The following is a 13777-nucleotide window of genomic DNA, read 5'->3' as shown; positions in this document are numbered from 1 at the left end:
GCTGGTCGGACACTCCGGCGTGGGCAAGTCGACGCTGGTGAACGCGCTGGTGCCGGGCACGTACCGCGCGGTGGGCGTGGTCAACGACGTCACCGGCCGCGGCCGGCACACGTCGAGCTCCGCCGTGGCGCTCCGCGTGCCGGGGACCAGCCGGCCGACGTGGGTCATCGACACGCCCGGCGTCCGGTCGTTCGGCCTCGCGCACGTGGACCCCCAGCACCTGCTCGGCGCGTTCGCAGACCTGGCGGCCGTCGCCGAGGAGTGCCCGCGCGGCTGCACCCACGCGGACGACGCCCCCGACTGCGCGCTCGACGACTGGGTGGCCGCGTCTCCGGACGAGCCGACCCGGGACGCCCGCGCCGCCCGGGTGGAGTCCTTCCGCCGGCTCCTGGCCAGCCGGCTGGGCAGCGGCGAACCGGACAACCGGGAGCCCGCACGTCCCTGACGTGCGAACTCGACCCACTACCGTGTCGGGCATGAGTCTGCGCCCCGGGTACGACGACGACCTGCGCCTCGCCCACGTGATCGCGGACCAGGTCGACTCGATCACCATGGGGCGGTTCAAGTCGCAGGACCTGCGGGTGGAGACCAAGCCGGACCTGACGCCGGTCACCGACGCCGACAAGTCCGCCGAGGAGATCGTGCGCGGCCAGCTGTCCCGGGCGCGGCCGCGGGACGCGGTGCACGGCGAGGAGATGGGCGACACGGGCCACGGACCGCGGCGCTGGGTCATCGACCCGATCGACGGGACCAAGAACTTCGTGCGCGGGGTGCCCGTGTGGGCCACGCTCATCGGGCTGCTGGACGGGGACCAGGTCGTGCTGGGCGTCGTCAGCGCGCCGGCGCTGGGCCGGCGCTGGTGGGCCGCCCAGGGGTCCGGCGCCTGGACCGGCAAGTCGCTGGCCGCGGCCAGCCAGCTGCACGTGTCCGAGGTCGACCGGCTGGAGGACGCCTCGCTGTCCTACTCGTCGCTGAGCGGGTGGGAGGAGCGCGGGCAGCTGGACGCGTTCCTCGACCTGACCCGGCGCACCTGGCGCACCCGCGCGTACGGCGACTTCTGGTCGCACGTGCTCGTCGCGGAGGGCGCGGTGGACCTGTCCGCCGAGCCGGAGCTGTCCCTGCACGACATGGCGGCGCTCGTGCCCATCGTCACCGAGGCCGGCGGGATGTTCACCTCGATCCGCGGGGTGCCCGGACCGTTCGGCGGGTCCGCGCTGGTGTCCAACGGGCGGCTGCACCAGGCCGCGCTGGAGTACCTGGACCCGCTGCCGGAGGCGTGACCCGGCGGCTCGCGGCACGATCGGAGCCATGAGCACCGACGACCGCGACGACCGGGCCGCCTCGTTCGACCGGGCGGCGGCCGTCTACCAGGCCACCCGCCCCGGCTACCCCGACGACGCCGTCCGGTGGGCGGTGCCGGCGGGCGCCCGGGACGTCCTCGACCTGGCCGCCGGCACGGGCAAGCTCACCGAGCGGCTGGTGGCGCTCGGCTGGCACGTGGTCGCCGTCGAGCCGTCGGACGCGATGCGCGCGGAGCTGACGGCTGCGCTCCCCGACGTCGAGGCGTTGCCCGGGACCGCCGAGCGCCTCGGCCTGCCGGACGCGTCCGTGGACGCGGTGACCATCGCGCAGGCGTGGCACTGGGTGGATCCCCCGGCGGCCGCCGCGGAGATCGCCCGCGTGCTGCGCCCCGGCGGCCAGGTGGCGCCGATCTGGAACGTGCGGGACGAGGCCACCGACTGGGTGGCGCGCTGGACGGAGATCGTGCACCGCGGCGACACGCTGCAGACCAGCTACCGGAACCCCGAGCTGGGCGCCGCGTTCACCGAGCCGGAGCACGCGACGTTCTCCTGGACGCAGCGCCTGCGTGCGGCCGACCTGCGCACGCTGGCCGCCAGCCGCAGCCACCTGATCCTGCTGCCGGCCGACCAGCGGGACGCGCTCCTCGACGAGGTCGACCGGCTCGTCGCCACGCATCCCGACCTGAGCGGACGCGAGTGGATCGAGGTGCCGTACCGCACGGAGTGCTACCGGGCGCGGTTGCGGTAGGCCATGATCTGCGCGTGCCCCTCTTCGAACGCCGCCCCGGCATCGAGCTCCCCGACGACCAGGTGACCGCACTGGTCGGCGCCCTGTGCACCGACCTGGCGTCGCGGCTCTCGGGCGTCGCCGAGGTCGAGCTCATCCTGGACGAGGCCCCCAAGCCGCCGAGCGGAGCGTGGATCACGCCCCACGCGGTCGGCGCGGTCGCCGTGACCTGGGAGCAGTTCGACGACTGCCTCGTCGCCGGCATCGACGGGTGCGAGCAGTGGGAGCTTCCCCGGACGGCGGCGGGCGTCGCGACGGTGAAAGCAGTGGTCGAGGCTGCGGTCACCGGTGCCGTCGAGGTGGGTACCGGCCGCGGCCAGACCCACTACCGCGTGCGCCTGCCCGATGGTTCGGTGCTCGAGGCCGCACTCTCGAGCTTCAAGGGATGGCTCCTGACCATGCCGGGAAAGCCGCGCCTGGCGTGGAGCACGACCGCGCCCTACTCCTAGATCCCGAGCACACGCGGGAGCTCGGCGAGCGACGCGATGACCCGCACGCCGGCCTGTCGCGCGACCGCGAGATCCTCCGGCGAGACCGGGAGCCGCCTCTCGCCCGGACGGTCCAGCCAGACGCCCACCAGACCGGCCGCGACCGCCGCCCGGGCGTCAACGTCGAGCTCGTCACCGACGTACACCGTCCGCTCCGGGGCGGTGCCCAGCAGGCGGCACGCCTCGAGGAACACCCGCGGGTCGGGCTTGCCGACGCCGAGCGTGTCGACGCCGACGAGCATCGGCACGCGGTCGAGCAGGGACACCCGCTCGAGCTTGGCGCTCTGCAGCTCCACCGACGCGTTGGACAGCGCGCCCACCGCGATACCGGCCCCGAGGAGCTTGTCGACCACCACCTCGACGTCGGGGTGCGCGGTCCAGGCATCCTCGAACGCGGCGAGGAACAGCTCGTCCCAGGCCGCGAAGCCCTCGTCGTCCAGCACGGGGCCGCCGAAGCTCGCGTGCAGCTCGTCGGTCCGCGCCCTGCGCTGCTCCACGTAGCCCACCTCGCCCCGCGTGTACGCCGCGTAGTGACCGCCGGCGTCCGCCCGCCAGACGGACACCAGCTCGGGGTAGCGCCCCGTCGGCAGGTCAGGGAGGTAGCGCCGCGCGACGGCGGCCAGGGAGTGACCGAACGCGCCCCGGGTGTCGACGAGCGTGTCGTCGATGTCGAACAGGACCCCGTCGACGCGCATCAGAGCGTCGCGCGCAGGGCGGCGATCCGCGCCAGGGTGGACTCCTTGCCCAGGATCTCCATGGACTCGAACAGCGGAGGCGACACCCGACGCCCGCTCAGGGCGACGCGCAGCGGGGTGAACGCGAACCGAGGCTTGATGCCGAGGCCGTCGACCAGAGCGGCCTGCAGCGCCTCCTGGGTGGTCGCGGTGGTGAACTCGGCCAGCCCGACGAGCGCGGCCGCGGCGGCGTCGAGCACGGCTGGCGACTCCTCGCGCAGGGCGCCGCGGGCGTCGTCGGCGATCTGCAGGGCGCCGTCCTCGGCGAACAGGAACCCGAGCATGCCCTCCGCCTCGCCCAGCAGCGTGATCCGCTCCTGGATCAGGGGCGCGCCCGCGTCGAGCAGCGCGCGGTGGGCAGGCTCCAGGTCCGCGTACGAGTCGGTGGGCACCAGGCCCGCGCGATGCAGGTACGGCACCAGCCGGTCGCGGAAGTCGTCGGGTGCCAGCATCCGCACGTGCGCGGAGTTGATCGCCTCGGCCTTCTTGACGTCGAAGCGTGCCGGGTTGGGGTTGACGTCCGCGGCGTCGAACGCGGCGGTCATCTCCTCCATCGTGAAGATGTCGCGGTCCGGGCCGATCGACCAGCCGAGGAGCGCGAGGTAGTTGAGCAGCCCCTCGGGCGTGAAGCCACGGTCCCGGTGCAGGAACAGGTTGGACTCGGGGTCGCGCTTGGAGAGCTTCTTGTTGCCCTCGCCCAGCACCGACGGCAGGTGCCCGAACACCGGCTCGCCCGTGCCGACGCCGATGGCCTCCAGGGCCCGGTAGAGCGCGATCTGCCGGGGCGTGGAGGACAGCAGGTCCTCGCCGCGCAGCACGTGGGTGATGCCCATGAGGGCGTCGTCCACCGGGTTCACCAGCGTGTACAGCGGCTGGCCGTTGGCGCGAACGATGACGAAGTCCGGCACCGAGCCGGCCTTGAAGGTCACCTCGCCGCGCACCAGGTCCGCGAACGTGAGGTCCTCGTCGGGCATCCGCAGGCGCAGCACCGGCTCGCGGCCGTCCGCGCGGAACGCCGCCACCTGCTCGTCGGTCAGGTCCCGGTCCGAGCCGTCGTAGCCGAGCTTGGGGTCGCGACCAGCGGCCTTGTGACGCCCCTCGATCTCCTCCGGCGTGGAGAACGACTCGTACGCGTGACCGGCCCCGACCAGGCGCCTGGCCACGTCGGCGTACAGGTCCATCCGCTGCGACTGACGGTACGGCTCGTGCGGGCCGCCCACCTCGACGCCCTCGTCCCAGTCCAGGCCCAGCCAGCGCAGCGCGTCCAGGAGCTGCAGGTATGACTCCTGCGAGTCGCGCGCCGCGTCGGTGTCCTCGATCCGGAACACGAACGTGCCGCCCGTGTGGCGCGCGTACGCCCAGTTGAACAGCGCGGTGCGGATGAGGCCGACGTGCGGCGTCCCGGTGGGCGAGGGGCAGAAGCGGACGCGCACAGCAGAGCCGGTGGGAGAAGTCACGGCCTCAAGGTTAGTGGCGGCGCAGCACGGGGTTGCGCAACGTACCGATGTCCTCGACCTCGACCTCGACGATGTCCCGGTCCACGATCGGGCTCACTCCCGCCGGCGTCCCGGTGAGGATGAGGTCGCCGGGAAGGAGCGTGAACACCTCGGACACGTAGGAGACGAGGTAGGCCGCGTCGAAGATCATCTGCGACGTGCGGCCGTCCTGCTTGGTCTCGCCGTTGACGCGCGCGCGGACGTAGAGGTCGTCGACGTCGAGGCCGGCCACGATCCACGGGCCGATCGGGCAGGAGCCGTCGAACCCCTTGGCGCGGGCCCACTGGGAGTCGGCCTTCTGGACGTCGCGCGCGGTGACGTCGTTGGCCACCGTGTAGCCGAAGACGTGCTCCAGAGCGCGGTCCGGCGGCACGTCCTTGGTGACCTTGCCGATGACGATCGCCAGCTCGGCCTCATGCTCGACGTGCTCGGTCCAGTCCGGCAGGACGATCGGGTCGTCGGGGCCGATGATCGACGTGTTCGGCTTGAGGAACAGCAGCGGCGCGGGCGGGAGCTCGTTGCCCATCTCGGCGGCGTGCTCGGCGTAGTTGCGGCCGACGCCGACGATCTTGGACCGCGGGATGACCGGCGCCAGCAGGCGGACGCTGTCGTCGTCGAGCCGGATCTGCTCGCCGGTGGGCTGCACCGGCGTGTACAGCGGGTCGCCCGTGATGACCACGAGCTCCTCGGAGCCAGGGGCTCCGTCGATCAGGGCGTAGCGGGGGTCTCCCCCGGTGGTGAACCTCGCGATGCGCACGTCGTCACCCTAGTTCAGGCGCGCGCGAGCACCTCTCCGTGCAGCACGGCGAACCAGCCGTCGGGCTGGCTGCCCCACTCGCGCCAGGCGTCGGCCAGCAGCTCGAGCCCGACCTCGTCCGCCAGCCCGTGGGCGACGGCCTGCGCGGCGAAGTTGGACGCGACCGACCGGTCGGCCCACAGCCCCGCCCACCACGCGCGGTCCTCGGGGGTGGCGTAGCACCAGACGCCCGCGCCGGGCACGATGCCGTCCGGGTCGAACCCGGCCTCCCGGACCCAGGCGAGGAGCTTGCGTCCGGCGTCCGCGTCGGCGCTGTTGGCCTGCGTGACCTCGTGGTAGAGCGCGAGCCAGTCGTCGAGGCCGTCGGACTGGGGGAACCACGTCATGCCGGAGTAGTCGGCGTCGCGCACCGCCACGATGCCGCCGGGCCTGGTGACGCGGCGCATCTCCCGCAGCGCGGCGATGGGGTCGGTGAGGTGCTGGAGCACCTGGTGGGCGTGCACGACGTCGAATGCGTCGTCGGCGAACGGCAGCACGTAGGCGTCGGCCACCTGGAACGTCACGTTGTCCGCGCCGGCCTCGGCGGCGGCCTTCTGCGCGATCTCGACGACGACCGCGGAGGAGTCGACGCCCACCACCTCGCCGGGCTCGATCCGGGCTGCCAGGTCGATGGTGACCGAGCCCGGTCCGCAGCCCACGTCGAGCAGCCGGGTCCCGGGCACGAGGGCCGGCAGCAGGTAGGCCGCGGAGTTCTCGGCGGTGCGCCACCGGTGCGAACGCAGCACGGACTCGTGGTGTCCGTGGGTGTACACGTCGGGGTGCGTCGGGGAGTTCACATCGAACTGTAATCATCCGCACGGGTGTCAGTTCAACTAACGGGACGAACCGTTTCGACATGCGAGATTGCGCGCTCAGCCGGCGTCGCTAGCATCCGTGCATGCGCCGCATCGTGGGGATCGACGTCGCCCGGGGCCTCGCCGTCCTCGGGATGATGACCGCGCACGTGGGTCCCGACGACGACGGCCCGATCCCCCCGGGCGGCTTCGCACAGCTGGCGGACGGACGGCCGGCGGCTCTGTTCGTCGTCCTGGCCGGGCTGTCGCTGGCCCTGCTCTCCGGCAGCGCCGTGCCCGTGACGGGCACGCGGCTGGTCCAGGCGCGGCTGCGCATCCTCGTCCGCGCGGTCCTGCTGTTCGCCCTCGGGGCGCTGCTCGTCATGCTCGGGACGCCCGTCGTGGTGATCCTGCCGACCTACGGCCTGCTGTTCGCCCTCGGGTGCGTGGCGCTGCGCTGGTCACGGGCCGCGCTGCTCACCACCGCAGGCGTCGTCGCGGTCGTCGGCCCGCCGGTCGGCCAGGGTCTCGCCGCAGCGCTCGAGGACGTGCGGCCGACGATCCTCACCGAGATCACCGTCGGGCACTACTACCCCGCGATCGTGTGGATGGCGTACCTGCTGGTCGGGCTCGCGATCGGACGCACCGACCTGCGTTCCCCGCGATGGCGGGCCGTCGGCGCGCTGGCGGGCGTCGGGCTGGTCGTCCTGGGCCACGGCGGCTCGTGGGTGGCGCTGCACGTGCTGGGCTGGCCTGAGGCGCTGGCCACCGCCGAGCCGCACTCGTCGACCACCTTCGAGGTGGTGGGCAACGTCGGCGTGGCGCTCCTGGTCATCGCCGTGTGCCTCGCGGTGGCGGACCGATGGCCGCGGGTGCTCGCCCCGCTGGCCGCCGTCGGGGCGCTGGCCCTGTCCGCGTACTCCGTGCACATCGTCGTCATCGCCCTCCTGGGCAGGACCGTCGTCTACGACGCCACCGTCGGGGTCTGGCTCGCGTTCGTGCTCACCACGACCGTCCTGTGCTGGCTGTGGGCCGTGGCGGCGGGCCGAGGGCCGCTCGAGTGGGTGCTGCACCGCGTGTCCACCCGGGCGGCCGACACGTCACCGGACGAGCTGCCCGTGCCGACCTCCCCCTGACTACGCGCACTCGTAGACGACGTTGATCGCGTCGGACCGCATCCCGAGCAGCCACTCACCCGTCGGCCCCTGCAGGGCGAACAGGGCGATCGCCTCGAGGAACGCGGCGTCGGTCGTGAAGGGGTAGCCGGCTGCGGCGCCGTGCACCGCACCGAACTCGTCACCCTGCACTCCCTCGGGCGCGATCGTGTACGAGTTCTCCTCGTGCCACGCCCGCACCGCTCGGGACAGCGGGGTGCCGCCCGCGGCCGGCACGTACACCCGGTGACCTCCCGGCGTGGTCCCGGCCGGGCGCCACTCGCCGGGCACGTGGGCGTCCTGGACCGAGTACGTCGTCGCGACGCAGTTCTCACCGCCCGGGGCCACGCTCACAGCGGGTTCGGCGTACTCGTCGGCCGGGTCCGGCGCCCCGCGTGCGACGCCGTCGTCCCAGCGGATCAAGGTGAAGTCGCCGGCGGGGACGTCGCCCGGATCGAGCCGCACGAACGTGCCCATCGGGGTGGTGATCCCGTAGGTGAGGTTGGTCAGCCCCGGCAGCGACGACTCCCGCTCCTGCGCGACGAGGGCAGCCGGCCCGAGGTCCAGCAGGACCCGCTGCGCGAAGGAGTCGTCCATGAGCGGTCCTGCCTCGCCGTAGAGCGTGTACCAGTACGACGGCGACCCTCTGGTGCTCGTGGTGGTCACCGTGAAGCCGTTGCCCAGCTCGATCGACGCCGGCAGAGTGAGGGTGTCGTAGAAGGTCTCCACGTCGCGCGCCACACCCGCGGGCGTCGGGTTGTTCGGCTCGTCGGCGCACGGGTCGGACGCCCGTGCGCTCGGGCACGCGATCAGGCGCGCGCCCTGCGCGTCCACCTCGAACAGCCCGCTGACCACCCACGAGCCCAGCAGCTCGTACGTCGTGAGGTAGATCGAGGCCCCACCTCGCTTGCCGACGAGGAACACCGTCTCGGTCGAGTCGTCGCCCAGCAGGACCGGGCGGATCTCCGGCGCCCGGACGGGGGTCTGCCAGCTCTCCCCCGTCCGTGGGGCGCTGAGCCGCGCGATGACTGTGGCGTCGTCGATCTCCTCGGCGCGGGTCGGCGGCCCGGTGGGGGTCTGCGTGGGCGTCGGGGTCGGCGACGGGGTCGGGGTCGGGGTGACGCTCGGGGTCGGGCTCACGGTCGGGGTCTCGATCGGCACCACGGGCTCCGGAGGCTGCTGGCCGAGCCCCAACCACAGGCCCGCACCCACCACCCCGACCGCACCGACGCCCGCGAACGACTCAGCCGTCCGCCGCACGATCCGGCGGCGACGCGCGGCCGCGTGGACCAGGCCAAGGCGACCGCCGTCCAGCGCCGGTGCCGCACCCTCGATCTCGGTCGACGCCCGCGCGAGCAGGGCGTGCAGGTCATCGCTCATGGCGCACCTCCGTGGGGTTCAGCGCTCGTACCGCGATCCGCTCGGTGGCGTCCGCCGTGCTGCCCAGCTGCGCGTTCAGTCGTGCCAGGCCGTCGGACGTGTACCGCTTGACCGCCCCCTCGGACAGCCCGAGCACCGACGCCGTCTCGACGACGGACAGGTCCTCCATCTGGCGCAGGACGACGCAGGCGCGCTCCCGCGGGCTCAGGGCACCCAGCGCACGGACGACGTCCGCGCCGGGCAGCCGGTCCTCGGTGGGCACGACCGCGGGAGCCTGCGCCGCGGCCCGCGCCAGCAGCCGTGCCTCGCGCGTCCTGCGCCGGCCGGCGTCGACCGCCCGGGACGCGATGGCCCGGCGGACGTAGGCCTCCGCCTGCTCGACCGACCCGAACCTGGCGCGGCCGGAGAACGCCGCGATCAGCGACTCCTGCACGAGGTCCTGGGCGTCCGAGGCAGACGCGGACACCAGCGTGGCGTGCGCGACCAGGCGCTGATAGCGCTCACGCGCGACCTGCTCCAGCAGGTCCTCCCACCGTCTGCTCACACCACGCACCTCTCGCGACGACGTCCTGCACCCATAACGTCCGTCGCGCGCTCCCGCGTTGGGGTCAGTCGAGAAGTGCGGCCACGGCGAGGACGACGGCCAGCAGCGGGAAGAGTCCCTGGGTCGCGGCGGCGCGGACCATGCGCCGGTCGGTGACGACGAGCACGATCGCGGCCGCGAGCATCGACCCGCAGCCGAACAGGACGAGCGCGAGACCGACCGTCTCCTGGCCCGCGAGCGCGAGGCCGGCGCCGACGAGCGTGCCGACGGCGAGGAACAGGTTGTAGAAGCCCTGGTTGTACGCCCACGGCTGCACCGCGGGCACGTCCTCGGTGCGCGTCCTGAACCGTGCGTGCACCTCCGGGCGTTCGAAGAGCACCGACTCGTAGGCGAAGAACAGGACGTGCAGCAGGGCTGCGAGGACGGCGAGGACCGACGCGAGGATGACCACGGGGTCAGTCTGGCAGCCTCGCCTACCCTGAGGGCGTGACCGTGACCGCTCCCCCTGTGCTCGACTCCGCGACCTGGCAGTCGCTGGCGACCGCGCACGAGGAGCGGGCCGACGCGTTCACCGCCGGTCGTCGCGAGCGTCGGTCCCGGCAGCAGAAGCACGCGATCGAGGACTTCCTGTTCGAGTACTACCCCGTCACGCCCGCCGCCCTGCGCCGCTGGCACCCCGGCGTGGGCGTCGGGCTGGACCCCCCGGCCCCGCACGAGGGGTGGCGGTGGTACCGCACGGCGGGCGGGGTGGTCACGCTGGACGTCGACGCCTTCGTCGCCGACCGCGGCGAGGCGATCCGGTTCATCCACGGCCTCCTGACCGCGACCCTGGGCCGTCCTGCCAGCACCGGCTGCTTCGGCCTGCACGAGTGGGCGATGGTCTACCGGGAGGGCGACGAGCACCGCCACCCACTCCCGCTGCGCCTCGGTTCGGCCGGCACCGACGCGGTGGTCGAGACGCACAAGATCCGCTGCACGCACTTCGACGCCTACCGCTTCTTCACCCCCGGCGCCGTGGACCGCAACACGCTCCGGCCGACGCGGGCGTCGATGACCGCGATGGAGCAGCCCGGCTGCCTGCACGCTGCGATGGACTGCTACAAATGGGCAGCGAAACTTGGGCCTGCGGTGCCCGGTGACCTGCTGCTGGACTGCTTCGAGCTCGCACGCGAGATCCGCTGCACCGACATGCGGGCGTCGCCCTACGACGTGTCGTCCTACGGGCTGCCCGCCATCGCGATCGAGACAACCGACGGGAAGGCCGAGTACATCCGGCTTCAGCGGGACTACGCGGTGCGGTCAAACGGGCTCCGACAGCGACTGATCGGGGTCTGCGAGAAGCTGGCCGTCAGCTAGGCGCGGACGCTAGACACCGGAGCACCGGGCTCCACGCACGACGCGCGACTCGCACGCCGCGACCAGGCGGTCCGTAGGACGATCGGCCCGGCATGCGAGGCCGTGATGGTCGTGGTCAGTACGGCGGCCCGATGCTGCAGTGCACCGCGAAGTTGCTGGCCGACTCCGTGTCGCTCTTCGGCGCGAAGTGCAAGGAGAAGCTCGATGGTTCGGGCGAACCCGGGGCCGCCAGCCGCAGCCCTTGACGGGAGCTTGTCTGCTCCCCGCTGGACAACCCGAGTGATCAGCGCGCTCGTGCGGGTGATGTCCACGGCCGACACCACGCGAGTTTGCCCTGACGCTGCTGAGCCGCCCGGGCATGGCGGCACGAGTCGCGGCGGCCAGAAGCGCAGCGGTCGACGACCTATGGCTGGCCACTGAGCACCGCCCCGCTGCGTCTCTTGCTGACTTGGCGGGCCGGCTGGTATCTGATCGCCGCGGAATCGCCACCGAGTTCCGGCTCGCCGGCCTCCAAGACTCGTCGGCGGTGGTCCGTGCCTCCGCTCTGGACCTGCCCGGCCCGCGTCGTCCGCGGGACTAGGTAGACGCTCGAGAGGTGTCCGACCAGGTCCACCCCGCTCCCGGTTTCCCGCTTGACATCCGCTCCACGCCCGCAACGCGTCGGTCGACGTGGCGAGCACGGTCGTCCAGCTTCAGATCTACCAGAACGGTGCGTGGCGAGACTTCGGAGCGTCCGTCGCATCCGCGTCGACGCAGCCCAACCTCAACATCAGCGATTCCGCCGGCAAGGCCGAAGGGTGCTGGGAGTACCGCGGGAAGATCGCGCGCTCCGCCTTCCACGTCAACTGGGATGACACCACAAAGACCGGCAGCTCGATCACGCTGTGCCGGTGAACCTCGTGGGAGAGACTGAAGCATGGACACGATCAGTCCCGACTGGAACCTCATCGACCTCCGGTCAGCACCTGCACGTGCACGTGCCGACGGGGATCAGGATCTTCACCTGGCAGCGCGCCACGAGTCCAAAGGTTGCAAGGTCGCGCTGGTAGCAGACGAACCGACTGGATGGCTGGTCGTCGTCATTACGAACACGGGCACAGGCGAGTCATTCATCCCCAGCGTTGTCGCCCCCGAAGGCGACGAGCGGATGCGCGGTTCGGTTGCGCCCGCACACGGGCAAGGTCCCCGAATTCACTATGCGATCGCTCGGGGTGCGCCGATTCTTGGTGTTCGCGTTCGTGGCGCTGCCGAACAATGGACGAGTGTCGCCGTCGAACCGAACGGCTGGGCCGTCATATCCTGGTCATCCGACGACTTCTTTGAAGTGCCACTTATCGAAGTATTGGAAGCGGACGCCTGGGTGGAACTCGTCTAGCGGATCTTCCACGCGACGCTCCACTAAACGCCCGTAGAACGCTCAGAACCTGTTCGGGCGTGCAGTTGCTCGTAGAACGCGGTTGGTCGAGGTCTGCGAGGCGCTGGTCGCCTGACCGGGGGTCAGTCGTGCCGGACGTCGACCACCACGCGCGTCGGGTCCGTGAGCGTGAAGACCCGGAACGGGCGGTCCGCGGAGTCGATGCCGACGTACGCGAGCTCCTGGCCCTCGAACTGTCCGCGCACGTTCACCTCGCGCAGGACCGGGTAGTCGGGCGTGAGGACGGGGTTGGTGCCGCTCCACTCGGGGATGCCGGTGGTGCCGGGGATCTGGACGCCGAGCAGGATCACCGCCAGCGTGCCGTCGCCGGCGACGTCGAGCACGGTGTCCGCCGGGTCGTCGGTGGCGACGTCCACGTAGCGCACGATCCACCCCGGCGTGCCGGTGCCGCCGAGGTCGAAGACGACCCGGTCGTAGCCCTCGTGCCGGCCCGTGGTCACGTCGGTGATGGTGAGCGCGGCGTCGGTCGAGGCCTCCTGCTCGTCCGGCAGCAGGTCGGCCGGGAAGGGGACGGGCGCGTCGGGCTCGGTGGTGGTGGCCGTCGGCGTGGGGGGTGCCGTGGTCTCCGCGGGGGAGGTCGACGTCGCGGACGTCTCCGACGGCGTCGTCGGCTCGCGGTCGGCGCAGGCCGCGGCGGATGCCAGCACGAGGCCCGCCCCCGCGAGCAGGCCCACGAGGCGGTGGGCCCGTGCGGTCATGGCGTCTCCTCGAGTCGTCGGCCGCCCCGCTCGGCGACACGCCCACCGTACGACCCGGCCCGCGCCGAGCGGGCACGACACGAGGGTCGGATCAGGCGTGCACCGTCGTGCTCAGCTCTCCGTCGGCGTCCACGGCCAGCACCGCGGCGGCTCCGTGCCGGGACGCCCACTCGGCCCCACCGGGACCGAGGGCCAGGACGCAGGTGGCCAGGACGTCGGCCGTGGTGAGGTCGGCGGCGACGACGGTGGCGGAACGCAGACCGGTCGCCGTGCTCCCGTCGCGACCGTCCCAGACGTGCTCGCCGCGCTCGTACGTGCCGGAGGTCGCCACCGCCCCGTCGCGCAGCTCGAGCACGGTGAGGAACGACTGCGGGTCGTCCGGGTCCCGCACCCCGACGTTCCAGCCCCGGCCCGCCTCCGGCCCGCCACGGACCACGACGTCGCCTCCGGCGTTCAGGCAGAACCTGGTCAGCCCCGCCGCGAGCAAGGAGTCCGCCGCACGCTGTGCCGCCCAGCCCTTCACCACCCCGTCGGTGTCCAGGCTGCCGTCCGGCCGGCGGACGGAGAACGCACCGCCCGAGAGGCGACCGAAGTGCGCCGCGATGCCGAGGACCTCACGCAGGTCGCCGCTCGTCGCGCCGCCGTCGTACCGGCTCACCTCGCTGTCCGGCCGGTGGCGGCTGAACCGGCGGTCGGCGTCGTGCATCCCGTCGAACGCGTCGCGGACCGCGGCCCGCTCGACGTGCTCGTCGACCGCGTCGCGGATGTCCACGGACATCGGGATGCCCATCACCAGCTCCAGGTGGCGCACGGC

General features: G+C 72.6%; 17 protein-coding genes. 8 read left to right on the top strand and 9 right to left on the bottom strand.

What is annotated here, in order from left to right; translation table 11 throughout:
- From rsgA to RYN42_RS07340, 4 genes are all read left to right on the top strand, one after another.
- Positions 1-445, top strand: a 445-nt coding sequence (gene rsgA / locus RYN42_RS07355; RefSeq protein ID WP_315095033.1) for a GTPase RsgA, incomplete at its 5' end; no start/stop codon positions are given.
- 31 nt (positions 446-476) lie between these two features.
- Positions 477-1280, top strand: a complete 804-nt coding sequence (gene hisN, locus RYN42_RS07350; RefSeq protein ID WP_315095031.1) for a histidinol-phosphatase — start codon at positions 477-479, stop codon at positions 1278-1280.
- Between the two features lie 28 nt (positions 1281-1308).
- On the top strand, positions 1309-2049 hold the full coding sequence (locus tag RYN42_RS07345; protein WP_315095030.1) for a class I SAM-dependent methyltransferase: 741 nt from the start codon (positions 1309-1311) through the stop codon (positions 2047-2049).
- Between the two features lie 14 nt (positions 2050-2063).
- Entirely contained in the window at positions 2064-2537 is a 474-nt protein-coding gene (locus RYN42_RS07340; protein WP_315095029.1) for a hypothetical protein, read from the top strand.
- Here the strand turns inward: RYN42_RS07340 and RYN42_RS07335 are convergent.
- Genes RYN42_RS07335 through RYN42_RS07320 form a run of 4 tightly spaced genes read right to left on the bottom strand, consistent with a single transcriptional unit; the run spans position 2534 to position 6399 of the window.
- Positions 2534-3271: an HAD family hydrolase gene (locus RYN42_RS07335; RefSeq protein WP_315095028.1), complete on the bottom strand. Its 738-nt coding sequence runs from the start codon at positions 3269-3271 to the stop codon at positions 2534-2536. The genes RYN42_RS07340 and RYN42_RS07335 overlap by 4 nt on opposite strands.
- On the bottom strand, positions 3271-4767 hold the full coding sequence (gene gltX, locus RYN42_RS07330; protein WP_315095026.1) for a glutamate--tRNA ligase: 1497 nt from the start codon (positions 4765-4767) through the stop codon (positions 3271-3273). Before gltX ends, RYN42_RS07335 begins: the two co-directional genes overlap by 1 nt.
- Positions 4768-4777: 10 nt before the next feature.
- The gene (locus RYN42_RS07325) at positions 4778-5563 is read right to left on the bottom strand and encodes a fumarylacetoacetate hydrolase family protein (RefSeq protein ID WP_315095024.1); all 786 of its coding nucleotides are present in this window, start codon (positions 5561-5563) and stop codon (positions 4778-4780) included.
- A 14-nt stretch (positions 5564-5577) separates the two neighbouring features.
- A complete protein-coding gene (locus RYN42_RS07320) occupies positions 5578-6399 on the bottom strand; it encodes a methyltransferase domain-containing protein (RefSeq protein ID WP_315095022.1) in 822 nt (273 codons plus the stop codon).
- Between the two features lie 101 nt (positions 6400-6500).
- Here RYN42_RS07320 and RYN42_RS07315 point away from each other — a divergent pair, with 101 nt between their 5' ends.
- Positions 6501-7532: a heparan-alpha-glucosaminide N-acetyltransferase domain-containing protein gene (locus tag RYN42_RS07315; protein ID WP_315095021.1), complete on the top strand. Its 1032-nt coding sequence runs from the start codon at positions 6501-6503 to the stop codon at positions 7530-7532.
- On the opposite strand, the gene RYN42_RS07310 is transcribed toward RYN42_RS07315, so the two are convergent.
- From RYN42_RS07310 to RYN42_RS07300, 3 genes are all read right to left on the bottom strand, one after another.
- Complete coding sequence (locus tag RYN42_RS07310; protein WP_315095019.1) at positions 7533-8930, bottom strand: hypothetical protein; 1398 nt, start codon at positions 8928-8930, stop codon at positions 7533-7535.
- A complete protein-coding gene (locus tag RYN42_RS07305) occupies positions 8920-9474 on the bottom strand; it encodes a sigma-70 family RNA polymerase sigma factor (RefSeq protein ID WP_315095018.1) in 555 nt (184 codons plus the stop codon). The genes RYN42_RS07310 and RYN42_RS07305 overlap by 11 nt, the downstream gene beginning before the upstream one ends.
- 64 nt (positions 9475-9538) lie before the next feature.
- A complete protein-coding gene (locus RYN42_RS07300) occupies positions 9539-9925 on the bottom strand; it encodes a DUF1304 domain-containing protein (protein ID WP_315095015.1) in 387 nt (128 codons plus the stop codon).
- Positions 9926-9960: 35 nt separating this feature from the next.
- Between RYN42_RS07300 and RYN42_RS07295 the strand changes: the two genes are divergently transcribed.
- The 3 genes from RYN42_RS07295 to RYN42_RS07285 all read left to right on the top strand — a co-directional run bounded on the left by RYN42_RS07295 (position 9961) and on the right by RYN42_RS07285 (position 12205).
- A complete protein-coding gene (locus tag RYN42_RS07295; RefSeq protein ID WP_315095013.1) occupies positions 9961-10830 on the top strand; it encodes a 3-methyladenine DNA glycosylase in 870 nt (289 codons plus the stop codon).
- Positions 10831-11499: 669 nt separating this feature from the next.
- Entirely contained in the window at positions 11500-11724 is a 225-nt protein-coding gene (locus tag RYN42_RS07290; RefSeq protein WP_315095011.1) for a hypothetical protein, read from the top strand.
- 22 nt (positions 11725-11746) lie between these two features.
- Complete coding sequence (locus RYN42_RS07285) at positions 11747-12205, top strand: hypothetical protein (RefSeq protein WP_315095008.1); 459 nt, start codon at positions 11747-11749, stop codon at positions 12203-12205.
- 122 nt (positions 12206-12327) lie between these two features.
- On the opposite strand, the gene RYN42_RS07280 is transcribed toward RYN42_RS07285, so the two are convergent.
- Both RYN42_RS07280 and RYN42_RS07275 read right to left on the bottom strand, forming a co-directional pair.
- A complete protein-coding gene (locus tag RYN42_RS07280; RefSeq protein WP_315095007.1) occupies positions 12328-12963 on the bottom strand; it encodes a hypothetical protein in 636 nt (211 codons plus the stop codon).
- Between the two features lie 91 nt (positions 12964-13054).
- Positions 13055-13774 (bottom strand): FAD:protein FMN transferase, encoded by a 720-nt coding sequence (locus RYN42_RS07275; RefSeq protein ID WP_315095006.1) that lies wholly within the window; start codon positions 13772-13774, stop codon positions 13055-13057.
- Positions 13775-13777: the final 3 nt, after the last annotated feature.

The sequence above is a fragment of the uncultured Cellulomonas sp. genome (genome assembly GCF_963527515.1).
Classification (GTDB): domain Bacteria; phylum Actinomycetota; class Actinomycetes; order Actinomycetales; family Cellulomonadaceae; genus Cellulomonas.
The sequence above is the reverse complement of the archived record's forward strand: the minus strand, read 5'-3'. Positions and strand labels throughout refer to the sequence as shown.